This is a genomic window from Pseudoxanthomonas sp., from assembly GCF_002863005.1.
Classification (GTDB): Bacteria; Pseudomonadota; Gammaproteobacteria; order Xanthomonadales; family Xanthomonadaceae; genus Pseudoxanthomonas_A.
In genome coordinates, this window is record NZ_PKDG01000014.1 from 1 (window position 1) to 24,765 (window position 24,765).

Below are 24,765 nucleotides of genomic sequence, written 5' to 3' on the forward strand. Positions count from 1 at the left end.
CACGGGCGCCGTGACCCTGCCGGAAGGCGTGGAAATGGTCATGCCGGGCGACAACATCAAGATGGTGGTGACCCTGATCAACCCGGTGGCGATGGACGAAGGCCTGCGTTTCGCGATCCGCGAAGGCGGCCGTACGGTCGGCGCCGGCGTGGTGGCCAAGATCATCAAGTGACGTCCTGATCCGGACGGGCCAGCCCGTCCGGCTTCCTCGGGCCGTCATCCCCGCGCAGGCGGGGATCCAGCGCCTGATGAAGCGACAAGGGCGGGCCGGAACCTCGGTCCGCCTCTTATTTGCAGAAATCCATTCGTTTCGCGCGATGGATGCTGCAAAACAGTAGGACCTGCGTTATGATGCGCGCCCCCTTGAAGGCCTCTTGGCCCGACAGGACTCGCATGATCCGCCAGCGCCCCCTGGGAGGCCGCTGGTTCTACCGCGAAAAGAGGTGCAGGAAGCGCCTCGTGTTCGCCAGACACGGAGTGTCGCGTGCCTTCCTGCCGGCCCTCGGGCCGAGGCGGGGTGCCCCGGTGGTTGACGGGGTCTGTCACGCGTCCTATACTTTCATGTCTGGGCGGGCCGGTTTACCGGCCTGCCTAGTTTTTCAGGAAGATCCCCAGCCGATTCCGGCGCTATCCGGCCGTGGAGTCCACGCGGCCGGCGGGGAACTGGAACAGCTTGGACTAACCGGGGCAAGGCATCCCAGAGGCCGCGCCCGTCGCTCTTTAACGAAGGAACACCGTCATGGCGGACCAAAAGATCCGAATCCGGCTCAAGGCGTACGATCATCGTCTGATCGACCGCTCGGCCAGCGAGATCGTCGAGACAGCCAAGCGGACCGGCGCGCAAGTGCGCGGCCCGATCCCGCTGCCGACCAAGATCGAGCGCTACACCATCCTGGTTTCCCCGCACGTCGACAAGGACGCGCGTGACCAGTACGAAACCCGCACGCACAAGCGCGTGCTCGACATCGTCGACCCGAACGACAAGACCGTGGACGCGCTGATGAAGCTCGAACTCGCGGCTGGCGTCGACGTGCAGATCAAGTTGACCTGAGGCCCACGACCATGACCGCGAAGAAATATTCGTTGGGTCTCGTCGGCCGCAAGGCTGGCATGACCCGCGTGTTCACCGAAGATGGCAAGTCCATTCCGGTGACGCTGATCGAAGCAACCCCGAACCGCATCACCCAGATCAAGACCCCGGAAACCGACGGCTACAGCGCCGTGCAGGTTGCCGTCGGTACCCGCCGCGCCTCGCTCGTCACCAAGCCTGTTGCCGGTCACCTGGCCAAGGCCAAGGTCGAAGCCGGTCGCGGCCTCTGGGAACTGCGCGTGGAAGCCGACAAGCTGGGCGACTTCACCGTCGGCGGCGAGATCAAGGCCGACATCTTCGAAGTCGGCCAGATCGTCGACGTCCAGGGTGTCACCAAGGGCAAGGGCTTCCAGGGCACCATCAAGCGCTGGAACTTCCGCATGGGCGACGCCACCCACGGTAACTCGCTGTCGCATCGCGCGCCGGGTTCGCTGGGTCAGCGCCAGACGCCGGGCCGCGTGTTCCCGGGCAAGAAAATGTCCGGCCACATGGGTGCCGTGCAGCAGAGCACGCAGAACCTGGAAGTCGTCCGCGTGGACGCCGAGCGCGGCCTGATCGCCGTTCGCGGCGCCGTGCCGGGTGCGCCGGGTGGTGACGTGATCGTGCGTCCGGCAAGCAAGGGTTGAGGAGAACGACCATGGAACTAGCCATTACAGGTAGCGCCAACAAGCTGTCGGTCTCCGACGACGTGTTCGGCCGTGAATTCAGCGAGGATCTGGTCCACCAGGTCGTCGTTGCCTACCGCAACGCCGGTCGTGCCGGCACCAAGGCGCAGAAGACGCGCGCCGAAGTGAACGGCACCACCAAGAAGTCCAAGAAGCAGAAGGGCGGCGGTGCCCGTCACGGCGCCCTGACCGCGCCGATCTTCGTGGGCGGCGGCGTGACTTTCGCGGCCAAGCCGCGCAGCTTCGCGCAGAAGGTCAACCGCAAAATGTACCGTGCGGCCATCAGCTCGATCCTGTCCGAGCTCAACCGCCAGAACCGCCTGAAGGTCGTGGAAGCGTTCGACGTGGACGCCACCAAGACCAGCGCCCTGGTCGAGAAGCTGAAGGGCTTCGAGCTCGGCAAGCGTCCGCTGATCGTCACCGAAGATGCTTCCGAGCACCTTTACCTGTCCGCCCGCAACCTTCCCTACGTGGAAGTGCGCGACGTGCAGGGCCTGGATCCGGCGGCGCTGGTCGGTGCCGACTCCGTGTTGATCACGGCCGACGCCATCAAGAAGATCGAGGAGTGGCTGGCATGATCAGCAACGAAAAGATTTTTGCCGTGCTGCGTGCTCCGCGCGTCTCCGAAAAGACCGTGCGCCTGCAGGAACTCTCCAATCAATACGTCTTCGAAGTCTCGAACGATGCCACCAAGGCCGATGTGAAGGCCGCGGTCGAGCAGCTGTTCGACGTCAAGGTCGAGACGGTCAACGTGGTCAACGTCAAGGGCAAGAACAAGTCCTTCCGTAACCGCGCCGGCCGCCGCGGCGACTGGCGCAAGGCGTACGTGCGTCTGGCCGACGGCCAGGCCATCGACGTGTCGGCCAAGGCCTGAGGTAGATCCACATGCCATTGATGAAATTCAAACCCACCTCTCCCGGTCGCCGTTCGGCGGTCCGCGTGGTGACGCCCGACCTGCACAAGGGTGCTCCGCATGCTGCGCTGCTCGAGAAGCAGAGCAAGTCCGGCGGTCGCAACCACCACGGTCGCATCACCACCCGTCATATCGGTGGTGGCCACAAGCAGCACTATCGTCTCATCGACTTCAAGCGCGACAAGGAAGGCATCCCCGCGCGCGTGGAGCGGATCGAATACGATCCGAACCGCACCGCGCACATCGCGCTGCTGTGCTACGTCGATGGCGAGCGTCGCTACATCATCGCCCCGAAGGGCCTGAAGGCCGGTGACCAGGTCATCGCCGGTAGCGATGCGCCGATCAAGGCCGGCAACACGCTGCCGCTGCGCAACATCCCGGTTGGTACGACGATCCACGGCATCGAGCTTAAGCCGGGCAAGGGCGCGCAGATCGCCCGCGCCGCCGGCGCCGCCGTGCAGCTGGTCGCTCGCGAGCAGGGGTTCGCCACGCTGCGCCTCCGCTCCGGCGAAATGCGCAAGGTGCAGGTCGAGTGCCGCGCCACGGTGGGCGAAGTCGGCAACGACGAGCACAGCCTGGAGAAGCTCGGCAAGGCCGGTGCCAAGCGCTGGCGCGGTGTCAAGCCGACCGTCCGCGGTGCGGCCATGAACCCCGTCGACCACCCGCACGGTGGTGGTGAGGCCAAGGCCGGCCAGGGCAACCCGCATCCGGTCACCCCGTGGGGTGTTCCGACCAAGGGTTACAAGACGCGCAAGAACAAGCGCACGCAGCAATTCATCGTCCGCGATCGTAGGGGCTAATCGACCATGGCACGTTCACTCAAGAAGGGCCCGTTCGTCGATCACCACCTCGTCAAGAAGGTGGAGGCCGCGGGCGGCAGCAAGAAGCCGATCAAGACCTGGTCGCGCCGTTCGATGATCCTACCGGAAATGGTGGGCTTCACGATCGCCATCCACAATGGCAAGAACCACGTTCCCGTGCTGGTCAACGAGAACATGGTCGGCCACAAGCTCGGCGAGTTTGCCGTCACCCGTACCTTCAAGGGTCACGGTGGCGACAAGAAAGCCGGCGGCAAGAAGTAAGGAGAGATGACCATGGAAGCGAAAGCCATCCTGCGCACCGCGCGCATCTCCCCCCAGAAAGCCCGTCTGGTCGCTGACCAGGTGCGTGGCCTGCCGGCCGAGCGCGCTGTCAACCTGCTGAAGTTCTCGGACAAGAAGGCTGCCCACCTGATCAAGAAGGTCGTGGAGTCCGCCATCGCCAACGCCGAGAACAACCAGGGCGCCGACGTCGACGAGCTGAAGGTCAAGACCATCATGGTCGACGAAGGTCCGATGCTGAAGCGTTTCATGGCCCGCGCCAAGGGCCGTGGCACCCGCATTCTGAAGCGCACCAGCCACATCACCGTGGTCGTGGGCGAGGGCAAATAAGTATGGGTCACAAAGTTCATCCGACCGGTATCCGCCTGGGCATCGCCAAGGACTGGAATTCCAAGTGGTTCGCCAACAAGCGCGACTACGCCGACTACCTCGCCGCGGACCTCAAGGTGCGCGAGATGCTTCGCAAGAAGCTGGCGCAGGCGGGCATTTCCAAGATCCTGATCGAGCGTCCGGCCAAGACCGCCCGCGTGACCATCCACACCGCCCGTCCGGGCGTCGTGATCGGCAAGCGCGGTGAGGACATCGAGAAGCTGCGCAAGGAAGTGAGCGACCTGATGGGCGTCCCGGCGCACATCAACGTCACCGAAGTGCGCAAGCCCGAGCTGGACGCCCAGCTGGTGGCCGAATCGATCGCGCAGCAGCTGGAACGCCGCATCATGTTCCGCCGCGCCATGAAGCGTGCCGTGGGCAACGCGATGCGCCTGGGTGCCCTGGGCATCAAGGTCAACGTGGCCGGCCGCTTGAACGGTGCGGAAATCGCCCGTTCGGAGTGGTACCGCGAAGGTCGCGTGCCGCTGCACACGCTGCGTGCCGACATCGATTACGGTTTTGCCGAGGCGAAGACCACCTACGGCATCATCGGCATCAAGGTGTGGGTCTACAAGGGCGAGATCTTCGATTTCAGCCAGGTGGGTCAGGAGAAGCAGGACGACGCGCGCCCCGAGCGCAGCGAACGTCCGTCGCGCCCGGCTCGTGACCGCGACGCGAGGTAATCAGTCATGTTGCAACCCAAGCGAACCAAATACCGCAAGATGCACAAGGGCCGGAACGAAGGCCTGAGCTGGAGCGGCAACCTCGTCAGTTTCGGCGAGTACGGCCTGAAGGCCACGGCGCACGGTCAGCTGACCGCGCGCCAGATCGAAGCAGCGCGTCGTTCCATCAGCCGTTATGTGAAGCGTGGCGGCAAGATGTGGATCCGTGTGTTCCCCGACAAGCCGATCACCAAGAAGCCCATCGAAGTCCGCATGGGTTCCGGTAAGGGCAACGTCGAATACTGGGTCGCCCAGATCCAGCCGGGCCGCATGATCTATGAAATCGAAGGCGTCAGCGAGGACATCGCGCGCGAGGCGTTCCGCCTGGCCGCGGCCAAGCTGTCGGTCACCACCACTTTCGTGACCCGGACGGTGCGCTAATGGAACTCAAGCAACTCCGCGAGAAGTCGGCTGACGAACTGAAGGCCCACCTGACCGAACTGCGCAAGGAGCAATTCTCCCTGCGCATGCAGAAGGTGACCGGCCAGCTGCCGAAGACGCATGAAACCCGCCGGGTCCGCCGCGAGATCGCTCGCGTCAAGACCCTGCTGGGCAGCCAGAAGTAAGGAGCGACCAAGATGAGCGATAACAAAGACAAAGCGCAACGCACCATCGAAGGCCGCGTCGTCAGCAACAAGATGGACAAGACGGTCACCATCCTGGTGGAGCGTCAGGTCAAGCACGCCCTGTACGGCAAGTACATCAAGCGTTCCACCAAGCTGCACGCGCACGACGCGGACAACAGCTGCAAGGAAGGCGACGTGGTGCGCGTGACCGAGATCGCCCCGATGTCCAAGACCAAGAACTGGCGCGTGGTGGAAATCATCACCCGCGCGGCTGAATAAAAGGAGATCTGAATCATGATCCAGATGCAGAGCTACCTTGACGCGGCCGACAACTCCGGCGCCAAGGAACTGATGTGCATCAAGGTGCTGGGCGGCTCCAAGCGCCGTTACGCCGGCATCGGCGACATCATCAAGGTGACCGTCAAGGACGCCATCCCGCGCGGCAAGGTGAAGAAGGGCGAAGTCTACGACGCGGTCGTCGTGCGCACCCGCAAGGGCGTCCGTCGCCCCGACGGTTCGCTGATCCGCTTCGATGGCAACGCCGCCGTCCTGCTGAACAACAAGCAGGAGCCGATCGGCACCCGTATCTTCGGGCCCGTGACCCGCGAGCTGCGTTCCGAGAAGTTCATGAAGATCGTTTCGCTCGCGCCTGAAGTGCTCTGAGCGGAGGACAAAGAAATGGCTAACCGTATCAAGAAGGGCGACCAGGTCGTCGTCACCGCCGGCAAGGACAAGGGCAAGAAGGGCGACGTGGTGCGTGTGGATGGCGACCGCGTGGTCGTGTCCAACGTCAACGTCGTCAAGCGCCACACCAAGCCGAACCCGCAGGCCGGTATCGCGGGTGGCGTGGTGGAGAGCGAGCGCTCGATCCACATCTCCAATGTCGCGCTGTTCAACCCGGCAACGGGCAAGGGCGAGCGTATCGGTTTCAAGGTGCTGGAGGATGGACGCAAACTGCGTGTGTTCCGCTCCAGCGGTGAGGCGCTCGACGCCTGAGGAATGACATGACCACTCGTCTCGAAAAAATCTACAAGGAAGAAGTGGCGCCGGCTCTGATGAAGAAGTTCGGCTACACCAATCCGATGGAAGTGCCGAAGATCACCAAGATCACCATCAACATGGGTGTGGGTGAGGCGGCGACCAACAAGAAGATCCTGGAAAACGCCGTGGCCGACCTGGCCAAGATCACCGGCCAGAAGCCGATCACGACCAAGTCCCGCGTGTCGGTGGCTTCGTTCAAGATCCGCGACGGCTGGCCGATCGGCTGCAAGGTCACCCTGCGTCGCGCCAAGATGTACGAATTCCTGGATCGCCTGATCAGCATTTCGCTGCCGCGCGTCCGCGACTTCCGTGGCGTGTCCGGCCGTTCGTTCGACGGTCGCGGCAACTACAACATGGGCGTGAAGGAACAGATCATCTTCCCGGAAATCGACTTCGACGCCGTCGACGCGATCCGCGGCATGGATATCGCCATCACGACGACCGCCAAGAACGACGCCGAAGCTAAGGCGTTGCTCGAAGCGTTCAAGTTCCCGTTCCGCAACTGATTCGCTAGGAAAACGACATCATGGCAAAGACCTCGATGGTCAACCGCGACATCAAGCGGGAAAAGCTGGCCAAGCAGTACGCCGCCAAGCGCGATGCGCTGAAGAAGATCATCTCCAGCCAAAACGCCTCGTACGAAGAAAAGGCCGATGCGGTCGTCAAGCTGCAGAAGCTGCCGCGCGACTCCTCGCCGAGCCGCCAGCGCAACCGCTGCGAGCTGTCCGGTCGTTCGCGTGGCGTGTACCGCAAGTTCGGCCTGGGCCGCAACATGCTGCGCAAGGCGACGATGAACGGCGACGTCCCGGGCCTGCGCAAGGCCAGCTGGTAAGGACGCCGGGAGAGCCAGAACCGGCTCTCCCTCGGTTCCGAGGACAAGTCCGGCACCTGCCGGACTTGTTGTTGTACAATGTTCGGCTCCCGCGGCCAGGCCGGGGGAGGGCCGGGGAACCGGCCGCCCGCCTGGGGGTTTCCAGGGACAACGCAAGATTTTCGCGAAAGCGGATATCGGTGCTACTCATAAGGCAGACTCTAATGAGCATGACTGATCCCATCGCCGACATGCTGGTGCGCATTCGCAATGCCGCCGCTGTGGGCAAGCCGACGGTGAAGATGCCGTCCTCCAAGATCAAGACCTCGATCGCCAACGTCCTCAAGGCGGAAGGCTATGTCGGCGACGTCCGCGTGACGAAGACCGAGAACAACAAGGCCGAGCTCGAGATCGTCCTGAAGTATTTCGAAGGCAAGCCGGTCATCGAAAAGCTGAGCCGCGTGTCCCGTTCGGGCCTGCGCCAGTACCGTGGCAAGGCAGAATTGCCCAAGGTCCTCGGTGGCCTCGGCGTCGCCATCATCTCCACCTCGAAGGGCATCATGACCGATGCGCAGGCCCGTGCGGCCGGCGTTGGTGGTGAAGTGCTGTGCTTCGTGGCCTAAGCGAAGGAGCCCAGACATGTCCCGCGTAGCCAAGAAGCCGATCAATCTCCCCAAGGGCGTCGAACTGAATGCCCAGGGCGAGACCCTCAACGTCAAGGGCCCGAAGGGCACCCTGTCCATCGCCAAGCCTGCCGGTGTCGAACTGAACGTCGACAACGGCACGGTGAACCTGTCGCCGGTCACGCCGGCCGACGACGCCATCACCGGCACCATCCGCGCGATCCTGGCCAACATGGTCAAGGGCGTGTCGGACGGTTTCGAGCGCAAGCTCGAACTGGTCGGCGTGGGTTACCGCGCTGCGATGCAGGGCAAGGACCTGAACCTGTCGCTGGGTTTCTCGCATCCGATCCTGTTCAAGACGCCGGAAGGCATCACCATCGCTACCCCGACCCAGACCGAAATCCTGGTACAGGGTGCCGACAAGCAGCGCGTTGGCGAAGTTGCCGCCAAGATCCGCGGTTTCCGTCCGCCGGAGCCCTACAAGGGCAAGGGCGTGAAGTACTCCGACGAAACCATCATCCGCAAGGAAGCGAAGAAGGCCTAACCGGGCTTTCGGCTTCGAGGAACCAGATCATGAGCATCAAGAACACCGCCCGCCTGCGCCGCGCCAAGTCCACCCGCGCGCACATCCGCGAACTCGGCGTCCCGCGCCTGTCGGTGCTGCGCACCGGCCAGCATATCTACGCCCAGCTGTTCACCGCCGATGGCTCCAAGGTCATCGCGTCGGCGAATACGCTGCAGGCCGATGTGAAGGATGGCTTGAAGAACGGCAAGAACAGCGATGCCGCCGCCCGCGTGGGCAAGGTGATCGCCGAGCGTGCCAAGGCCGAGGGCATCGAGAAGATCGCATTCGACCGTTCGGGCTACCGTTACCACGGCCGCATCAAGGCCCTGGCCGACGCGGCCCGCGAAGGCGGCCTGCAGTTCTAAGTATGAAGGGCATGGGGGCAGCCCCATGTCCTGACCTGCCGGCGCGGGCTGCGCCGGGCGCGGTCGATCTTCTGCATCGACCGTTGCGCCACCGCTTCACACCACAACCATAAGCGGCCACGCCGTACATACCTCATCAATCAAGGAATTCAAGCAATGGCAGAAGAACGTCAGCCGCGGGGCCGCGATCGCGACCGCAACCGCGAAGAGAAAGTCGACGACGGCATGATCGAGAAGCTGGTCGCGGTGAACCGCGTCAGCAAGACCGTCAAGGGCGGTCGTCAGTTCACCTTCACCGCGCTGACGGTCGTGGGCGACGGCAACGGCAAGATCGGTTTCGGTTACGGCAAGGCGCGCGAAGTGCCGGTCGCCATCCAGAAGTCGATGGAGTACGCCCGCAAGGGCATGCTGAATGTCGACCTGAACAACGGTACGTTGTGGCATCCGGTGAAGGCCGGCCACGGTGCGGCCCGCGTGTTCATGCAGCCGGCCTCGGAAGGTACGGGCGTGATCGCCGGCGGCGCCATGCGCGCTGTGCTGGAAGCGGTGGGCGTCAAGAACGTGCTGGCCAAGGCCGTCGGTTCGCGCAACCCGATCAACCTGGTCCGCGCCACGCTGAAGGGCCTGAGCGACATGCAGTCGCCGACCCGCATCGCGGCCAAGCGCGGCAAGAAGGTGGAGGAACTCCTCAATGGCTAACGAGTCCAACAAGACCGTCAAGGTGCGCCTGGTGCGCGGCCTGCGTGGTTCCCAGTCGCGCCACCGTCTGTCGGTGAAGGCGCTGGGCCTGAACAAGCTCAACGATGTGCGTGAACTGAAGGACAGCCCGCAGGTGCGCGGCCTGATCGCCAAGGTTCACTACCTCGTCAAGGTCGAGGAGTAATCAACATGCGTCTCAACACACTGAAGCCCGCCGACGGCGCCCGTACCGAACGCACCCGCGTCGGTCGCGGTATCGGTTCCGGCCTGGGCAAGACCGCGGGTCGTGGTCACAAGGGTTCGTTCGCACGCGCGGGCAAGGGCAAGATCAAGGCGAAGTTCGAAGGCGGCCAGATGCCGCTGATCAAGCGTCTGCCGAAGGTCGGCTTCCGTTCCAAGCTGAAGCTGGATTGTGCCGAAGTGCTTTCGTACCAGCTGGAGAAGCTGGAAGCCGGCGAAATCGACTTCGCCGCGCTGCGTGCCGCCAAGCTGGTCCCCAGCACCGCCAAGCGCGCCAAGATCGTCAAGAAGGGCGAACTCACCAAGAAGTTCGTGCTGAAGGGCGTGGCCGCCACGGCCGGTGCCAAGGCCGCCATCGAGGCTGCCGGCGGCAGCGTGCAGGAGTAACGGACGCATGGCGCAGGGTAATGCCGCCGGTGCGCTGGCAGGCGCAGGCAAGTTCACCGAACTCCGCCAGCGCCTGCTGTTCGTGCTGGGTGCGCTGATCGTCTACCGGATCGGCTGTTTCATCCCGGTCCCGGGCGTCAATCCCGATGCCATGCTTGCGATGATGCAGGCGCAGGGCGGCGGCATCGTGGACATGTTCAACATGTTCTCGGGCGGCGCCCTGCACCGTTTCAGCATCTTCGCGCTCAACGTCATGCCCTACATCTCGGCGTCGATCGTGATGCAGCTGGGCGTGCACATCTTCCCGAGCCTGAAGGCGCTGCAGAAGGAAGGCGAATCCGGTCGCCGCAAGATCACCCAGTACTCGCGCATCGGCGCGGTGCTGCTGGCGGTCGTGCAGGGCGGCAGCATCGCCACCGCGTTGCAGAACCAGGTCGCGCCGGGCGGCATGCCGGTGGTGTACGCGCCCGGCATGGGTTTCGTTCTGACCGCGGTGGTCGCGTTGACCGCTGGCACCATCTTCCTGATGTGGCTGGGTGAGCAGGTAACGGAGCGTGGCATCGGCAACGGCGTCTCGCTGATCATCTTCGCGGGCATCGTGGCCGGCTTGCCGGGCGCAGTCATCCAGACCGTCGGCGCGTTCCGTGACGGCACGCTGAGCTTCATCTCGCTGCTGATCATCGCCGTGGTGGTGCTGGGCTTCACGTTCCTGGTGGTGTTCGTGGAGCGCGGCCAGCGGCGGATCACGGTGAACTACGCGCGCCGCCAGGGCGGTCGCAATGCGTACATGAACCAGACGTCGTTCCTGCCGCTGAAGCTCAACATGGCCGGCGTGATTCCGCCGATCTTTGCCTCCAGCATCCTGGCCTTCCCGGCGACGCTGGCTATGTGGTCCGGCCAGAACAGCGGCGCCACCACGTGGTTGCAGCGCATCTCCAATGCGCTGGCCCCGGGCGAGCCGCTACACATGATCGTGTTCGCGGCGATGATCATCGGCTTCGCGTTCTTCTACACGGCGCTGGTGTTCAACTCGCAGGAAACCGCGGAGAACCTGAAGAAGTCGGGCGCGCTGATTCCCGGCATCCGCCCGGGCAAGGCTACCGCCGACTATGTCGACGGCGTGCTGACGCGGCTGACGGCCATCGGTTCTATGTACCTGGTGGCGGTCTGCCTTCTGCCGGAAGTCATGCGCACCCAGCTGGGCACCTCGTTCTACTTCGGTGGCACCTCGCTGTTGATCGTGGTCGTGGTGGTGATGGACTTCATCGCGCAGATCCAGGCGCACCTGATGTCCCACCAGTACGAGAGCCTGCTGAAGAAGGCCAACTTGAAGGGCGGTTCGCGGGGCGGTCTTGCCCCCCGGGGCTGAGGTATAATCGCGGGCTTCCCGCACCAGTCCGGCCCTCATGGCCGGCTGACTTAGATGGGCGGCCCCCGCAGCGATCCGGTGCGGGGGTGCGAACCGGCCAGTCCCTGCGCCAGAGTAGCGCGGGCGGGTAGGGCAGGGGGAAACCCCCGCCCTGCACCAGGCAGGTTCCGGCGCCGGAGCATGGGCACACTCCCCATGCCGGTCCGAAGTCGGCGTTGCCGGCCCGGGCTTCCCGCAAACACCGGATCTTGTTAGAATTTCCAGTTCACTCCGCCTGTCTGCGCGAATCCCGCCCGGGATGACCGTACACGGGCCAATACTCACAGTTGGAGAACCGCGTCATGGCGCGTATTGCAGGTGTCAACCTGCCTGCCCAGAAGCATGTCTGGGTCGGTTTGCAAAGCATCTACGGCATTGGCCGTACCCGTTCCAAGAAGGTCTGCGAAGCCGCCGGCGTCGTCTCGACCACCAAGATCCGCGACCTGTCCGAGCCGGAAGTCGAGCGCCTGCGCGCCGAAGTCGGCAAATACGTGGTCGAGGGCGACCTGCGCCGTGAAGTCGGCATCGCGATCAAGCGCCTGATGGACCTGGGTTGCTATCGCGGTCTGCGCCACCGTCGCGGCCTGCCGCTGCGTGGCCAGCGCACCCGCACCAATGCCCGTACCCGCAAGGGTCCGCGCAAAGCCATCAAGAAGTAAGGGGCGACCACCATGGCCAAGCCAGCTGCTGCCAAAGTCAAGAAGAAGATCAAGCGCGTCATCACCGACGGCGTCGCCCACGTCCACGCTTCTTTCAACAACACCATCGTCACCATCACCGACCGCCAGGGCAATGCGCTTTCCTGGGCGACCTCGGGTGGTGCCGGTTTCCGCGGTTCCCGCAAGTCCACGCCGTTCGCGGCGCAGGTCGCTGCCGAGAAGGCAGGCCGTGCAGCTCTGGACTACGGCGTGAAGTCGCTGGAAGTCCGCATCAAGGGCCCGGGTCCGGGTCGCGAGTCGGCCGTGCGTTCGTTGAACAACGTGGGCTACAAGATCACCAACATCATCGACGTGACGCCGATCCCGCACAACGGGTGCCGTCCGCCGAAAAAGCGTCGCGTCTAAGGGGGCGATAAGAAATGGCTCGTTATATCGGTCCTACCTGTAAGCTCGCGCGCCGTGAAGGCGCCGACCTGTCGCTCAAGAGCCCGGCCCGTGCGCTGGACTCGAAGTGCAAGCTGGAGCAGAAGCCCGGCCAGCACGGCGCCACCGCCCGCAAGGGCAAGCTGTCCGACTACGCCACCCAGCTGCGCGAGAAGCAGAAGGTCAAGCGTATCTACGGCCTGCTGGAGCGCCAGTTCCGCAACTACTACAAGAAGGCCTCGACCAAGAAGGGCAACACCGGCGAGAACCTGTTGCAGTTGCTGGAAACCCGCCTCGACAACGTCATCTACCGCATGGGCTTCGCCGTGACCCGTCCGGCCGCCCGCCAGCTGGTCTCGCACCGTGGCGTGCTGGTCAACGGCAAGCCGGTCAACCTGCCGTCCTACCAGGTCAAGGCTGGCGACGCGATCGCGCTGTCGGAGAAGGCCCAGAAGCAGCTCCGCGTGCAGGAGTCGTTGACGGTCGCCGAGCAGCTCGACCTGAACCCGTCGTGGGTTGAAGTCGATGCGAAGAAGTTCAGCGGCGTGTTCAAGGCGGTTCCGGCGCGTTCGGACCTGCCCGCCGACATCAACGAAGCGCTGATCGTCGAGTTGTACTCGAAGTAATTCATTCACGCACCCCCGGGCGACCGGGGGACCGCAGGAGACAAAGCAACATGACGGGTATTACTCAGCAAGTGCTGCGCCCCCGCGGCCCGCAGATCGAGCGCCTGACCGGCAATCGCGCGAAAGTGGTCATCGAACCGCTGGAGCGTGGTTACGGCCATACGCTCGGCAATGCGTTGCGCCGCGTGCTGCTGTCGTCGATCCCCGGCTTCGCGATCACCGAAGTCGAGATCGATGGCGTGCTGCACGAATACAGCACCATCGAAGGCATGCAGGAAGACGTGCTGGAAGTGCTGTTGAACCTGAAGGATGTGGCCATCCGCATCCATAGCGGCGACTCCTCCACGCTGAGCCTGGCCAAGCAGGGCCCGGGCGTGGTGACCGCCGGCGACATCAAGACCGACCACAACGTCGAGATCCTGAATCCGGAACTGGTCATCTGCAACCTGACCAAGGACACGGCGCTGAACATGCGCCTGAAGATCGAGCGTGGTTTCGGCTACCAGCCGGCCGCTGCCCGTCGTCGTCCGGATGAAGAAACCCGTGCGATCGGTCGCCTGGTGCTGGACGCCTCGTTCTCGCCGGTCCGTCGCGTCGCGTATGCGGTGGAAGCCGCGCGCGTCGAGCAGCGCACCGACCTGGACAAGCTGGTCCTGGACATCGAAACCAACGGCACGATCGATGCCGAGGAAGCCGTGCGCACCGCAGCCGACATCCTCAGCGACCAGCTGTCGGTGTTCGGTGACTTCACGCACCGCGACCGCGGCGCGCCGAAGCAGGCTGCCAGCGGCGTGGATCCGGTGCTGCTGCGCCCGATCGACGACCTGGAGCTGACCGTGCGTTCGGCCAACTGCCTGAAGGCCGAGAGCATCTACTACATCGGCGACCTGATCCAGAAGACGGAAGTCGAACTGCTCAAGACCCCGAACCTCGGCAAGAAGTCGCTGACCGAGATCAAGGAAGTCCTGGCGCAGCGCGGCCTGTCCCTGGGCATGAAGCTGGAAAACTGGCCGCCGGCCGGTGTCGCCCAGCACGGCATGCTCGGTTGATGAAGCAACACGAAGCTCCCGCGCTCGCGCGGGAGCTTCGCTGCAACACCCACGTCGACGGACCTGAAGGCCCGCGGCGCTCCGGTCAAGGATGGCCGGTTAGGACCACCCGCAGTCCACAGTTGCAACGCCTGGATGGCGACAGCGAAGTCCAACGTCTCACTCTTCTTTAGGAATCCAACCCATGCGCCACCAGAAAGCCGGCCGCAAGTTCAGCCGCACCAGCGCCCATCGCGAAGCGATGTTCCGCAACATGGCCGCCTCGCTCATCAAGCACGGCCTGATCAAGACCACCCTGCCGAAGGCCAAGGAACTGCGCCGTGTCGCAGAACCGCTGATCACCCTCGGCAAGATCGATGGCGTCGCCAATCGTCGTCTCGCCTTCTCGCGCCTGCGCGACAAGGAAGCCGTCGGTACGCTGTTCACCACGCTCGGCCCGCGCTACCAGTCGCGTCCGGGTGGCTACCTGCGCATCCTGAAGTGCGGCTTCCGCGCCGGCGACAACGCCCCGATGGCGTATGTCGAGCTGGTGGACCGTCCGGAAGCGGCGGCCGAGTAAGCCTCGCCACCCTCGCGATACCCGAAACCCCGGCCCCGGCCGGGGTTTTTGTTTTCCGGCGTGCGGAGGGGCTGTCCCGATGCGTCAGATCGCCGCGGGGTGACGTCACGGCCGATCGGCGTGGATAATGCGGACAGACCTCACGTCCTGGGTGCCGATGAATCCTCTCCGCTGGAGTTTCCGTGCGCAGTGCTTCCTGGGTTTCGCCATATGCGCGGGCCTGCTTGGCTATGCGCTGTACGTGCAGTTCGTGCACCAGTTGGAACCCTGTCCTTTCTGCATCTTCCAGCGGCTGGCGTTCGCCGCGACCGGCGTGTTGTTCCTGCTTGGCGCGTTGCAGGGGCCGCGCAAGCCCGGGGGCCGGCGCATGTACGGCGCGCTCGCCTTCCTGGGGGCCGCCGCGGGCATCGGCATCGCGGGGCGTCATGTCTGGGTCCAGCTATACCCGCCGCTGATGCCGAGTTGTGGCCCTGGCTGGGACTACATGATCGAGAACAATACCTGGCTGGGCGTCCTGCAGAAGGTGCTCGCCGCCAAGGGCGACTGCAGCACCATCGACTGGAGTTTCCTGGGCCTCACGATGCCGATGTGGAGCCTTGTGTGGTTCGTGGTGCTGGCCATCTGGGCGCTCTGGATCGGCTTTCGCGCGCGCAGGACCTCGACCTTCCGCTGATTTGACGCGGCGCACCAATCTGGCACGATGGTGGGCCCCCAGGAGTCCGCCATGAATCCGTCCGACCGCAACCTTCGCGCCGTCAGTCTCCCGCCCCACTGGGCGCCGGGCAGCTGGCGGGAAAGGACGGCGATGCAGATGCCGACCTATCCCGATGCCGCGGCGCTCGAGTCGGCGCTGGGCGAGTTGCGCCAACTGCCGCCGCTGGTGACGTCGTGGGAGATCTTCGCGCTCAAGAAGCAGCTTGCCGAGGCGCAGGAAGGCAAGCGCTTCCTGTTGCAGGGTGGCGACTGCGCGGAGAACTTCAGCGACTGCGAATCCGGGCTTATCTCGAACCGGCTCAAGGTGCTGCTGCAGATGAGCCTGGTGCTCGTGCATGGCCTGCGGCTGCCGGTGGTGCGGGTGGGCCGGTTTGCGGGACAGTATGCCAAGCCGCGGTCAGCGGACATGGAGACGCGCGATGGCGTGACGTTGCCCAGCTATCGCGGCGACGTGGTCAATGCGCCGGACTTCACGGCGGAAGCGCGCGTGCCGGACCCGCGTCGCATGATCAAGGCGCACGCGCGCTCGGCGATGACGATGAACTTCGTGCGTGCACTGATCGATGGCGGCTTCGCCGACCTGCACCATCCGGAGTACTGGAACCTCAACTGGGTCGGCTATTCGCCACTGGCGGCCGAGTACCAGCAGATGGTCGCCTCGATCGGCGACGCGGTGAGGTTCATGGAGACCCTGTCCGGTTCCGAAGTGCACAACCTCAACCGGATCGACTTCTACACCTCGCACGAAGCACTGCTGCTGCCTTACGAAGAAGCGCTCACTCGCGAGGTGCCGCGCCAGTGGGGCTGGTTCAACCTCAGCACGCACTATCCGTGGATCGGCATGCGCACCGCAGCGGTCGATGGTGCGCACGTGGAATACCTGCGCGGCGTGCGCAATCCCATCGCGATCAAGGTGGGGCCGTCGGTGACACCGGACCAGTTGCTGCGCCTGATCGATGTTCTGAATCCCGAAGACGAAGCGGGTCGCCTGACGTTCATCCATCGCATGGGTGCGGCGCAGATCGCCGACAAGCTGCCGCCGTTGCTGGACGCGGTACGCCGCGATGGCCGTCGCGTGCTGTGGGTCTGCGACCCGATGCACGGCAATACGGAAAGCACGAGCAACGGGTTCAAGACGCGCCGCTTCGACAACGTGCGCAGCGAGGTCGAGCAGTCGTTCGACCTGCATGCGGCGGCCGGGACGCGGCTGGGTGGCGTGCACCTCGAGTTGACGGGTGAAGACGTCACCGAATGCACCGGCGGGGCGCGGGAGCTGACAGATGCGGACCTGGAGCGTGCCTACCGCTCGACGGTCGATCCGCGCCTCAACTACGAGCAGTCGCTCGAGATCGCGATGTGCATCGTGCGCAAGCAGAACCAGCTGGCAGCCCCGTCGGCGCGCTGATCCCGGGCGGCGCCGTCAGGACCAGTGCGTATCGGCGCTGGGGGCGAGCTGGGGGATATGCCAGGTGGTGGCACGGGCATAGAGTTTCGCGAATTCGGCGGCCGGCAGCGGCTTGCTGAAGTAGTTGCCCTGTAGTTCGTCGCAGCCGTTGGCGGCCAGCCACGCGGCCTGCGCCGGCGTTTCCACGCCTTCGGCGATCGTGCGGCACTGCAGTTGCGCTGCCAGGCTGATGATGGCGCGGGTGATGGCAGCCTGGTTCGGTTCGGATACATCGCGTACGAACGACTGGTCGATCTTCAGTACGTTGAATCCGTAATTACCCAGGTAGCTGAGGCTCGAGAAGCCGGTGCCGAAATCGTCGATGGCGATGCGCACGCCCAGGGCCTTCAGTGCGCGCAAGGTGCGATCGGTGCGTTGCACGTCGCGCATCAGCGTGGTTTCGGTGACTTCCAGTTCGAGGAACTCGGCAGCCAGTCCGCTGTCCTTCAGCGCCTCGACCACCGTATCCACCAGGTCGTCGGTGTCGAAGTTGGCGGCGGCGATGTTGACCGACACGCGGATCGGCGGCAGGCCGGCCTGCTGCCAGATCCGGTTCTGCCGGCACGCGGCGCGGATCGCCCACTGGTCGATGTCGACGATCAGGTTGGTTTCCTCGGCGATCGGGAGGAACTCGCCCGGCATCATCAAGCGTTCGCCGCGCTGCCAGCGTGCGAGGCCCTCGACCCCGACGATGCGACCGCTGACGCGATCGACCTGCGGCTGGTAATGGAGGGAAAGATCGCCGTTGCGCAGGCTTCGCCGCAGGCTGTTCTCCAGTTCGATGCGGGCGTCCACGCTGGATGCCAGCTCGCGCGTGTAGAAACGCGTGGCGTTGCGGCCATTTCGCTTGGCCAGGTACATGGCCGCATCGGCACGCATCATGAGCGTCGCCGCGTCGTAGCCGTCTTCCGGGAACAGGCTGATGCCGATGCTGAACGCCTGGTGCAGTTCGTGCGAGGCCACCGTGTAGGGTGTTCCGCTGAGGGCGAGAAGACGGTCGGCGATCTGCAGCACGCTGTCGCGCGTCACCACATTCGGCAGCAGCACGACGAACTCGTCGCCTCCCGTGCGGTACACGGTCCCGAGATTGCCGATGTTGCGCTGCAGGCGTCGCGCGACCTGCTGCAGCAGTTCATCGCCGGTGTGGTGGCCGAGGGCATCGTTGACGTGCTTGAAGAGGTCGAGGTCGAGGAACAGTACCGCGATGCCGTTGCCATGGTTGGTCGCGTGCGTGATCGCCTGGCCCAACCGCTCGTTGAGTTGCAGCCGGTTCGGCAGCCCGGTCAGGACATCGTGGTGGGCGAGGAAGGTCATGCGCGAGCTGAGTGCGCGGGATTCGGTGATGTCGCGCAACACCATCACGGTGCCCACCATGCGCTCGTCGCGGTCATGGATGGCCGACAGCGAACGTTCGACCAGCATGCGGCTGCCGTCGCGTCGCAGCAACTGCAGGTCGCCCGGCTGCCCCATCGTGTGGGGTTCCTCGACATTCGGCTGCGTATCGATGCGGACCAGCGAAGCAACCTGGTCCAGGGGGTGCCCCAATGCCTGGTCCAGTCCCCAGCCGCACAGCGCTTCCGCGGCGGGGTTCATGTAGGTGACGCGGCTTTCGATATCGACGGTGATCACCGCTTCGCTGATCGACGTCAGCGTCACCTCGGCCAGTTCGTTGGCGTCGTGCAGCGCGTGTTCCAGGCGGGCCTTCTCCGTGATGTCGATGGACATGACGAAGAAGCCGCAGACCTTGCCGGTGTCGTCGACATCGGGCGTATAGAAGCTGTGCATGCTCCGGGTGCCGTCGGCAGTGGCGAAGCTGCTTTCGAACTCGCCATCGCGCCCGGACAGTGCGGCATCGATCTGCGGCATGCGGCGCAGGTAGGCGTCCTCGCCGAAGAGATCGCGCATGTGGGTGCCGATCCTGGGGGGGCTGCGCCACTGGACCTGGTCGGCGAACGCGCGGTTGTGGAAAACCAGACGGTGCGCTGCATCGAATTGGGCGATCAGTGCGGGCAGGCGATCGGTGACGCGCTTGAGGTGGTCGCGCGCCATCGCCAACTCGCGGTGCGCGCGCCGCTGTTCACCGACGTCGTTCCCCATCAGGTACCAGCCGGCGATCCTGCGGCCGGGCTCCACGTCGGGGACCAGATAGAGATGAACCGGTCGTGCCGGCCGGCCCAACTCGCCTTCCCAGGTCGTCCAGTGGTCCGGCGTGCAGTCCTGCATGGCGCGCCTGAGCGAGCCGAGGAAGTCGGGAGCGTCCGCATGGACGTCGTCCACGTGCCTGTCGCTCCAATCCGTCGGCGTGCCGGACCATGCGCGGCATGCGCGATTGGCGAAGCCGTAGTGGCCATCCCCATCGATATACGCGATCAGCGCGGGCAGGTGGTCCGCAACCGCATCCAGCAGGGCGCGGCTGCGCCGCTCCGTCCGCGCCAGGTTCTGCAACAGCAGGAACAGCAGCAGCCCCAGGCCGATCCCGCACGCGGTCAGCAGCACGATGGACGCCAGGCCGGGCAATGCGTCGCGCAACGGTGGCGACTGCAGTACCAGGCGCCACTCGCTGCCCAGCAGCCGCAGTTCGCGCTGAGCGGTGAAGGCCGGCTGCCAGTCGCCCCGGTAGCGGTCTTGCAGCGCCCGTGTCTGGTAGATCGGCTCGCCACCGTGATCGCGGGCGAGCAACTGCAGGTCGAACTCGTCGCCGCCGGAGCGACCGACGGCATCTTCCACGACCCGTTGCCAACCGAAGCCGGCGGTGGCGAAGCCACGCAGCAGGCGCCGTCGTGCCTCCACGCTGGCGCGTGCGGCGACGGGGTCGGCGTACACCGGCGCGTACAGCAGGAAGCCTGCCAGGCCAGTACTGCCCTTGGTGGCATCCCCCAGCGCGACCAGCGGCGCGGCGGCCAGCTCGCCACTGTCGCGCGCCGACGCGATGGCCTGCGCGCGCACGGCTTCGGCCATCACGTCGCGACCGAGCAGGGGACGCATGCCCGGTACATCGGGATAGAGTACGTCGATCACCACGTATTCGCTGCGATCGCCCGCAGGGTGGATGGCGAACGCATCGCCGTACCGAGCGCGCTGGGTCGTGACGTATGCATCGCGTTCGGCGTGCGTCACGCGACGCGCGAAACCGAGTCCATGCACGGCCGCCTGGCGCGTCGGCATCTGCAGTTTTTCAACGAACACGTAGAAGCTGTCGCGCTCGATGTCCTGCCGGCCTTCCAGCACGGCGGCGGCGGCACGCACGGTGTCTTCGTACGCATTCATGTTGGCCGAGATCGCGGTGGCGATCGCATCGGCGCGCGCCTCGAACTGCGCGCGGGCGTGTTCCTGCGCCTGCCGCCACTGGGTGGCACCGGACCACAGCGACAGCAGGCATGCGATGACCAGGATGCCCCATGCCAGCGAATCGAGGTTGCGCTGCCGCAGCCGGGCAGCGGCGCCCGACCCGCTGAACGCCCGCAGTTCCGATGCCCGGTCCGCGCCAGATTCCACGCGATAGACCCCCCGCTGCTGCCGTGGGGCTATGACGCCACGATCCCGCTACCGCTGCAAGCATCTCCGCACCGCAAACGGCTCACACTTTCGCGGCGCTCAGCGCAGCGGCATGCGCGCCGACAGCGTCGGCCAGTACTCGGGGGGCTTGCGTGCGCGGGTGCGCTGTTCGTAGTCGTAGCCCAGTGCGATCAGCCGCGCTTCGCTCCAGGCGGTTCCCATGAACACCAGTCCCAGGGGCAGGCCATCGCTGTGGCCCATCGGGACGGTGAGGCTGGGATACCCCGCCACGGCCGCTGCGCTGTAACCGGCGCCGGGAAAATGGTCGCCGGTCTTGTGGTCGGTCAGCCAGGCGGGGCCCGTCGTCGGCGCGATCAGTGCGTCGAGTTGCTGCGCCTTGAGCGCGGCATCGATGCCCTCCGGTCCGGCCAGCCGGCGCGCCCGGCTGCGCGCGGTGATATAGGCGGCTTCGCCGAGTCCGCCCTTGGCATTCGCCTGCTCGAACAGTTCCTGGCCGAAGTACTGCATTTCGGAGACGCGATAACGCTCGTTGTAGCCGATCAACTGGGTCAGCGTGGTCAGCGGGGCTTGGCGCTCGGTGAGATAACGCTCCACGCCGTGCTTGAACTCGTACAGCAGCAGCTCGAGTTCGTCGGCATTCCATTGGCCGTCGGTGGGAATCTCCGCATCGACGACAGTCGCACCTGCCTCCCGCATCACCTGGATGGCGATGTCCAGCGCGGCGGCGGCGTCGGGATGGATGGCCGCCTTGCTGCGCAGCACGCCGATGCGCGCACCTTTCAGTGCGCCGGGTTTGAGTCGCGCACTGAAGTCGAGGGTCGTGTTCCAGGCGGCCTGGGTGGTCGCCGCATCCGCGGTGTCCCGACCGGCCAGGGCGGCCAGCAGCAAGGCCGCATCCGACACATTGCGTGCGATGGGGCCGGCGGTGTCCTGGCTGTGCGAGATGGGCAGGATGCCCTGCCGGCTGACCAGGCCGACGGTCGGCTTCAGTCCCACCACACCGTTGATCGCGGCAGGGCAGACGATGCTGCCGTCGGTCTCGGTGCCCACGCTGACCGCGACGAGGTTGGCCGACACCGCGACCGCGCTGCCCGAACTCGATCCGCACGGATTGCGGTCCAGTGCATAGGGATTGCGCGTCTGCCCGCCACGGCCGCTCCAGCCCGAGGTGGAGTGCGATGAACGGAAGTTCGCCCACTCGCTGAGGTTGGCCTTGCCGAGGATGACGGCACCCGCTTCGCGAAGGCGCCGGACCAGGAAGGCATCCCTGGCCGGCCGGAAATCCTTGAGCGCCAGGGAACCGGCCGACGTCGCCATCGGCACCGCATCGATGTTGTCCTTCAACAGGACCGGGATGCCGTGCAGCGGGCCGCGAACGGCATTGGCGCGGCGTTCCACGTCGCGCAGCGCGGCCTCTTTCAGCGCATCTGGGTTCAGTTCGATGACCGCATTCAGCTGAGGCCCCGCTTTGTCGACGGCGGCGATCCGGTCCAGGTACGCCTGCGTCAGGCGACGGCTGTCGAGCTCACCGGACTGCATGCGGGACTGCAGGTCGGCGATGTCGAGCTCGGCATAAAGGAAATCGGTCGGTGCGGCGGGCGCCGTCGCATCGGGCGTCGTCGCCGGCTGGCAGGCAGCCAGGGCGAGCACCATCAGGCCGAGCGGCAGCAGGAATCGACGCATGCGGGCATCTTGGCAGGGTTGCCGCGCAGGCTACGCAGCGGCCGCCCCGCCCGTCAAATCACCTTGCGGCGACGGATGTCCCGCCACAGCACCCACACGATCACCAGGTTCACGATCAGGAGCGCCCAGGTGTGCCAGCCCGGATGGTGGTACAGCGCATAGACGTCCAGCGGCAGGTAGGCGGCGGACCCGATGCAGCCCAGCCACGACGCCCAGGCGCGGGCACGCCACAGGCCCCAGCCTTCCAGCAGGCGCATGCCGGCGTAGAGCGCGATGATCAGCACGGTGACGTGGATGGATTCCGGATTGATCCGCGCCATCCATTCGCTCACCACGCCGGGACCGGCCTCGGGGATGATGCGGGTGACGATCGCCTGCACGCTCTCGCGCAGGCGATCCGGGCCCAGCGCCAGCAGGCCGCCGGCGAAGGCGAGGGCGAGCACGCCCTTGGCGCCCTCGAACAGGGCGATGGCGTGCAGGCCAGGGTGCGCCTTGGGGTCCGGGTTGTAGGCGGTGTCGTCCAAGGCGCGGCGCGGCAATCAGGCCGCGCGGGAGGCGCGCTTGCGGTCGCTCTCGGTCAGGAACTTCTTGCGCAGGCGGATTTCCTTCGGCGTGATTTCCACCAGCTCGTCGTCGTCGATGAAGTCCAGCGCCTGCTCCAGCGAGAACTTGATCGCCGGGGTCAGCTGGATGGCATCGTCCTTGCCCGAAGCGCGCATGTTGGTCAGCGGCTTGGTCTTGATCGCGTTGACGGTGAGGTCGTTGTCCTTGGAGTGGATGCCGATCAGCTGGCCTTCGTACACGTTGTCGCCCTCGGCGGCGAACAGCTTGCCGCGCTCCTGCAGCGGGCCGAGCGAGTAGGCCGGCGTGGCGCCCGGCGCATTGGCGATCATCACGCCGTTGAGGCGCTTGGCGATGGCGCCCTGTTCCTTCGGGCCGTAATGGTCGAACACGTGGAACAGCAGGCCCGAGCCCTGGGTCAGCGTCTTGAATTCGTTCTGGAAGCCGATCAGGCCACGCGCCGGGATCTGGTAGTCCAGGCGCACGCGGCCCTTGCCGTCCGGCTCCATGTTCTTCAGCTGGCCCTTGCGGACGCCGAGCTTCTCCATCACGCCGCCCTGGTGGGTTTCCTCCACGTCGACGACGAGCTGCTCGATCGGCTCCATCAGCTGGCCGTCGATTTCCTTGATGATCACTTCCGGACGCGACACGGCCAGTTCATAGCCCTCGCGACGCATGTTCTCGATCAGCACCGACAGGTGCAGTTCGCCACGGCCGGAGACCAGGAACTTGTCCGCGTCTTCCAGCTGCTCGACCTTCAGCGCGACGTTGTGCACGGTCTCGCGTTCCAGACGCTCCTTCAGCTGGCGGCTGGTCAGGAACTTGCCGCCCGACAGGTCCTTGTGGCCGGCGAACGGCGAATTGTTGACCTGGAAGGTCATCGAGATCGTCGGCTCATCGACCGTCAGCGCCGGCAGCGCTTCCGGGGTGTCCAGCGCGCAGACGGTGTCGGAGATCGTCAGGTCCTGGATGCCGGAGATGGCGACGATGTCGCCGGCTTCGGCGCTGTCCTGCTCGATGCGCTCCAGGCCCAGGAAGCCCAGCACCTGCAGCACCTTGCCCTGGCGCTTCTTGCCTTCACGGTCGATCACGGCGACCGGCATGTTCTTCTTCAGCGTGCCGCGCTGGATGCGGCCGATGCCGATCACGCCGACGAAGTTGTTGTAGTCCAGCTGGCTGATGCGCATCTGGAAGGCGCCTTCCGGATCGACTTCCGGCTTCGGCGCGTGCTTCATGATCGCTTCGTACAGCGGGGTCATGTCGCCGCCGCGCACTGTGTCCTCGAGGCCGGCATAGCCGTTCAGGGCCGACGCGTAGACGATCGGGAAATCCATCTGCTCGGGCGTGGCACCCAGGCGGTCGAACAGGTCCCACACCTGCTCCACGACCCACTCCGGACGCGAGCCGGGGCGGTCGACCTTGTTGATCACCACGATCGGCTTGAAGCCCATCGCGAACGCCTTCTGGGTGACGAAGCGCGTCTGCGGCATGGGGCCGTCCATCGCGTCGACCAGGATCAGGACGGTGTCGACCATCGACAGCACGCGCTCGACTTCACCGCCGAAGTCGGCGTGGCCGGGGGTGTCGACGATGTTGATGCGGTTGCCGTTCCAGGTGATGGCGGTGTTCTTCGCCAGGATCGTGATGCCACGTTCCTTCTCCTGGTCGTTGCTGTCCATCACGCGCTCGGCCAGCACGGTGCGCTCGGAGAGGGTGCCGGACTGCTTCAGCAGCTGGTCGACGAGGGTGGTCTTGCCATGGTCGACGTGCGCGACGATCGCGATATTGCGGAGGTTTTCGATGGACATGGATTCTGGGATCGGAAAAGCGCACCCGGATACCCCTTCGACGGGGCAGGCGCGAGGACGTGGGCGGAAAGAAGCGGCGTATTATAGCGGGCTATGGTGCGCTAAGCACCTGATTTATCGAAAAACGCCTGAATGGATGCCGCCGCGCGGGGCCCGCCC

At 65.2% G+C, this 24,765-nt stretch carries 33 protein-coding genes and 1 pseudogene; 30 read left to right on the forward strand and 4 right to left on the reverse strand.

The window, feature by feature from the left end; genetic code table 11:
- From CYU89_RS04355 to CYU89_RS04500, 30 genes and pseudogenes are all read left to right on the forward strand, one after another.
- Nucleotides 1-172: pseudogene (locus tag CYU89_RS04355) on the forward strand (elongation factor Tu); the annotation flags it as partial.
- A 567-nt stretch (nt 173-739) separates the two neighbouring features.
- A complete protein-coding gene (rpsJ, locus tag CYU89_RS04360; RefSeq protein WP_027070119.1) occupies nt 740-1,051 on the forward strand; it encodes a 30S ribosomal protein S10 in 312 nt (103 codons plus the stop codon).
- Nucleotides 1,052-1,062: 11 nt separating this feature from the next.
- Nucleotides 1,063-1,716: a 50S ribosomal protein L3 gene (gene rplC, locus CYU89_RS04365; RefSeq protein ID WP_245087928.1), complete on the forward strand. Its 654-nt coding sequence runs from the start codon at nt 1,063-1,065 to the stop codon at nt 1,714-1,716.
- An 11-nt stretch (nt 1,717-1,727) separates the two neighbouring features.
- Nucleotides 1,728-2,333: a 50S ribosomal protein L4 gene (rplD, locus tag CYU89_RS04370; RefSeq protein WP_296279009.1), complete on the forward strand. Its 606-nt coding sequence runs from the start codon at nt 1,728-1,730 to the stop codon at nt 2,331-2,333.
- On the forward strand, nt 2,330-2,629 hold the full coding sequence (gene rplW / locus CYU89_RS04375; protein ID WP_055941273.1) for a 50S ribosomal protein L23: 300 nt from the start codon (nt 2,330-2,332) through the stop codon (nt 2,627-2,629). Before rplD ends, rplW begins: the two co-directional genes overlap by 4 nt.
- 11 nt (nt 2,630-2,640) lie before the next feature.
- Nucleotides 2,641-3,468 (forward strand): 50S ribosomal protein L2, encoded by an 828-nt coding sequence (rplB, locus tag CYU89_RS04380; protein ID WP_056878819.1) that lies wholly within the window; start codon nt 2,641-2,643, stop codon nt 3,466-3,468.
- Nucleotides 3,469-3,474: 6 nt separating this feature from the next.
- The gene (rpsS, locus tag CYU89_RS04385; RefSeq protein WP_055941277.1) at nt 3,475-3,750 is read left to right on the forward strand and encodes a 30S ribosomal protein S19; all 276 of its coding nucleotides are present in this window, start codon (nt 3,475-3,477) and stop codon (nt 3,748-3,750) included.
- Between the two features lie 12 nt (nt 3,751-3,762).
- Nucleotides 3,763-4,098: a 50S ribosomal protein L22 gene (gene rplV, locus CYU89_RS04390; RefSeq protein ID WP_055943295.1), complete on the forward strand. Its 336-nt coding sequence runs from the start codon at nt 3,763-3,765 to the stop codon at nt 4,096-4,098.
- A gap of 2 nt (nt 4,099-4,100) precedes the next feature.
- Nucleotides 4,101-4,820, forward strand: a complete 720-nt coding sequence (gene rpsC, locus CYU89_RS04395; RefSeq protein WP_056878821.1) for a 30S ribosomal protein S3 — start codon at nt 4,101-4,103, stop codon at nt 4,818-4,820.
- Nucleotides 4,821-4,826: 6 nt separating this feature from the next.
- Entirely contained in the window at nt 4,827-5,240 is a 414-nt protein-coding gene (gene rplP, locus CYU89_RS04400) for a 50S ribosomal protein L16 (RefSeq protein ID WP_055941282.1), read from the forward strand.
- A complete protein-coding gene (gene rpmC / locus CYU89_RS04405; RefSeq protein WP_055941284.1) occupies nt 5,240-5,425 on the forward strand; it encodes a 50S ribosomal protein L29 in 186 nt (61 codons plus the stop codon). The genes rplP and rpmC overlap by 1 nt, the downstream gene beginning before the upstream one ends.
- Nucleotides 5,426-5,437: 12 nt before the next feature.
- Nucleotides 5,438-5,704, forward strand: a complete 267-nt coding sequence (gene rpsQ / locus CYU89_RS04410; protein WP_055941286.1) for a 30S ribosomal protein S17 — start codon at nt 5,438-5,440, stop codon at nt 5,702-5,704.
- A gap of 15 nt (nt 5,705-5,719) precedes the next feature.
- Entirely contained in the window at nt 5,720-6,088 is a 369-nt protein-coding gene (rplN, locus tag CYU89_RS04415; RefSeq protein WP_013535986.1) for a 50S ribosomal protein L14, read from the forward strand.
- 15 nt (nt 6,089-6,103) lie between these two features.
- Nucleotides 6,104-6,421: a 50S ribosomal protein L24 gene (gene rplX / locus CYU89_RS04420; RefSeq protein WP_162338026.1), complete on the forward strand. Its 318-nt coding sequence runs from the start codon at nt 6,104-6,106 to the stop codon at nt 6,419-6,421.
- An 8-nt stretch (nt 6,422-6,429) separates the two neighbouring features.
- Nucleotides 6,430-6,972, forward strand: a complete 543-nt coding sequence (gene rplE / locus CYU89_RS04425) for a 50S ribosomal protein L5 (RefSeq protein WP_055941290.1) — start codon at nt 6,430-6,432, stop codon at nt 6,970-6,972.
- 20 nt (nt 6,973-6,992) lie between these two features.
- On the forward strand, nt 6,993-7,298 hold the full coding sequence (rpsN, locus tag CYU89_RS04430; RefSeq protein WP_062352415.1) for a 30S ribosomal protein S14: 306 nt from the start codon (nt 6,993-6,995) through the stop codon (nt 7,296-7,298).
- Nucleotides 7,299-7,501: 203 nt separating this feature from the next.
- A complete protein-coding gene (rpsH, locus tag CYU89_RS04435; protein ID WP_093296356.1) occupies nt 7,502-7,900 on the forward strand; it encodes a 30S ribosomal protein S8 in 399 nt (132 codons plus the stop codon).
- A gap of 16 nt (nt 7,901-7,916) precedes the next feature.
- Nucleotides 7,917-8,444 carry a 50S ribosomal protein L6 gene (gene rplF, locus CYU89_RS04440; protein ID WP_192201780.1) on the forward strand — a complete coding sequence of 176 codons (528 nt, stop codon included), beginning with the start codon at nt 7,917-7,919 and terminating at the stop codon, nt 8,442-8,444.
- 29 nt (nt 8,445-8,473) lie between these two features.
- Nucleotides 8,474-8,830: a 50S ribosomal protein L18 gene (gene rplR, locus CYU89_RS04445; protein WP_055941298.1), complete on the forward strand. Its 357-nt coding sequence runs from the start codon at nt 8,474-8,476 to the stop codon at nt 8,828-8,830.
- Between the two features lie 156 nt (nt 8,831-8,986).
- On the forward strand, nt 8,987-9,529 hold the full coding sequence (gene rpsE, locus CYU89_RS04450) for a 30S ribosomal protein S5 (RefSeq protein ID WP_055941300.1): 543 nt from the start codon (nt 8,987-8,989) through the stop codon (nt 9,527-9,529).
- Complete coding sequence (gene rpmD / locus CYU89_RS04455) at nt 9,522-9,713, forward strand: 50S ribosomal protein L30 (RefSeq protein WP_055941302.1); 192 nt, start codon at nt 9,522-9,524, stop codon at nt 9,711-9,713. The genes rpsE and rpmD overlap by 8 nt, the downstream gene beginning before the upstream one ends.
- Nucleotides 9,713-10,156 (forward strand): 50S ribosomal protein L15, encoded by a 444-nt coding sequence (gene rplO, locus CYU89_RS04460; RefSeq protein ID WP_082563251.1) that lies wholly within the window; start codon nt 9,713-9,715, stop codon nt 10,154-10,156. Before rpmD ends, rplO begins: the two co-directional genes overlap by 1 nt.
- Nucleotides 10,157-10,163: 7 nt before the next feature.
- Nucleotides 10,164-11,525 (forward strand): preprotein translocase subunit SecY, encoded by a 1,362-nt coding sequence (gene secY, locus CYU89_RS04465; protein WP_296279028.1) that lies wholly within the window; start codon nt 10,164-10,166, stop codon nt 11,523-11,525.
- A gap of 341 nt (nt 11,526-11,866) precedes the next feature.
- Nucleotides 11,867-12,223: a 30S ribosomal protein S13 gene (gene rpsM / locus CYU89_RS04470; protein WP_056878872.1), complete on the forward strand. Its 357-nt coding sequence runs from the start codon at nt 11,867-11,869 to the stop codon at nt 12,221-12,223.
- 12 nt (nt 12,224-12,235) lie between these two features.
- Nucleotides 12,236-12,628, forward strand: coding sequence for a 30S ribosomal protein S11 (gene rpsK, locus CYU89_RS04475; protein ID WP_055941307.1), 393 nt, complete (start codon nt 12,236-12,238; stop codon nt 12,626-12,628).
- Between the two features lie 14 nt (nt 12,629-12,642).
- Nucleotides 12,643-13,272, forward strand: a complete 630-nt coding sequence (gene rpsD / locus CYU89_RS04480) for a 30S ribosomal protein S4 (protein ID WP_055941309.1) — start codon at nt 12,643-12,645, stop codon at nt 13,270-13,272.
- A gap of 50 nt (nt 13,273-13,322) precedes the next feature.
- Nucleotides 13,323-14,321 (forward strand): DNA-directed RNA polymerase subunit alpha, encoded by a 999-nt coding sequence (rpoA, locus tag CYU89_RS04485; RefSeq protein ID WP_056878832.1) that lies wholly within the window; start codon nt 13,323-13,325, stop codon nt 14,319-14,321.
- 184 nt (nt 14,322-14,505) lie between these two features.
- Nucleotides 14,506-14,880: a 50S ribosomal protein L17 gene (gene rplQ / locus CYU89_RS04490; RefSeq protein WP_296279029.1), complete on the forward strand. Its 375-nt coding sequence runs from the start codon at nt 14,506-14,508 to the stop codon at nt 14,878-14,880.
- A 157-nt stretch (nt 14,881-15,037) separates the two neighbouring features.
- Nucleotides 15,038-15,553, forward strand: a complete 516-nt coding sequence (locus tag CYU89_RS04495; RefSeq protein WP_296279030.1) for a disulfide bond formation protein B — start codon at nt 15,038-15,040, stop codon at nt 15,551-15,553.
- A 51-nt stretch (nt 15,554-15,604) separates the two neighbouring features.
- Complete coding sequence (locus CYU89_RS04500) at nt 15,605-16,999, forward strand: 3-deoxy-7-phosphoheptulonate synthase class II (RefSeq protein WP_296279031.1); 1,395 nt, start codon at nt 15,605-15,607, stop codon at nt 16,997-16,999.
- Between the two features lie 15 nt (nt 17,000-17,014).
- Here CYU89_RS04500 and CYU89_RS04505 read toward each other — a convergent pair whose 3' ends face one another.
- The 4 genes from CYU89_RS04505 to typA form a co-directional block, all read right to left on the reverse strand.
- On the reverse strand, nt 17,015-20,533 hold the full coding sequence (locus tag CYU89_RS04505; protein WP_296279032.1) for an EAL domain-containing protein: 3,519 nt from the start codon (nt 20,531-20,533) through the stop codon (nt 17,015-17,017).
- Nucleotides 20,534-20,632: 99 nt separating this feature from the next.
- Complete coding sequence (locus CYU89_RS04510) at nt 20,633-22,237, reverse strand: amidase (protein ID WP_296279033.1); 1,605 nt, start codon at nt 22,235-22,237, stop codon at nt 20,633-20,635.
- 53 nt (nt 22,238-22,290) lie between these two features.
- On the reverse strand, nt 22,291-22,761 hold the full coding sequence (locus CYU89_RS04515) for a DUF2127 domain-containing protein (RefSeq protein WP_296279034.1): 471 nt from the start codon (nt 22,759-22,761) through the stop codon (nt 22,291-22,293).
- A 15-nt stretch (nt 22,762-22,776) separates the two neighbouring features.
- A complete protein-coding gene (gene typA, locus CYU89_RS04520) occupies nt 22,777-24,606 on the reverse strand; it encodes a translational GTPase TypA (protein WP_296279035.1) in 1,830 nt (609 codons plus the stop codon).
- Nucleotides 24,607-24,765 lie beyond the last annotated feature (159 nt).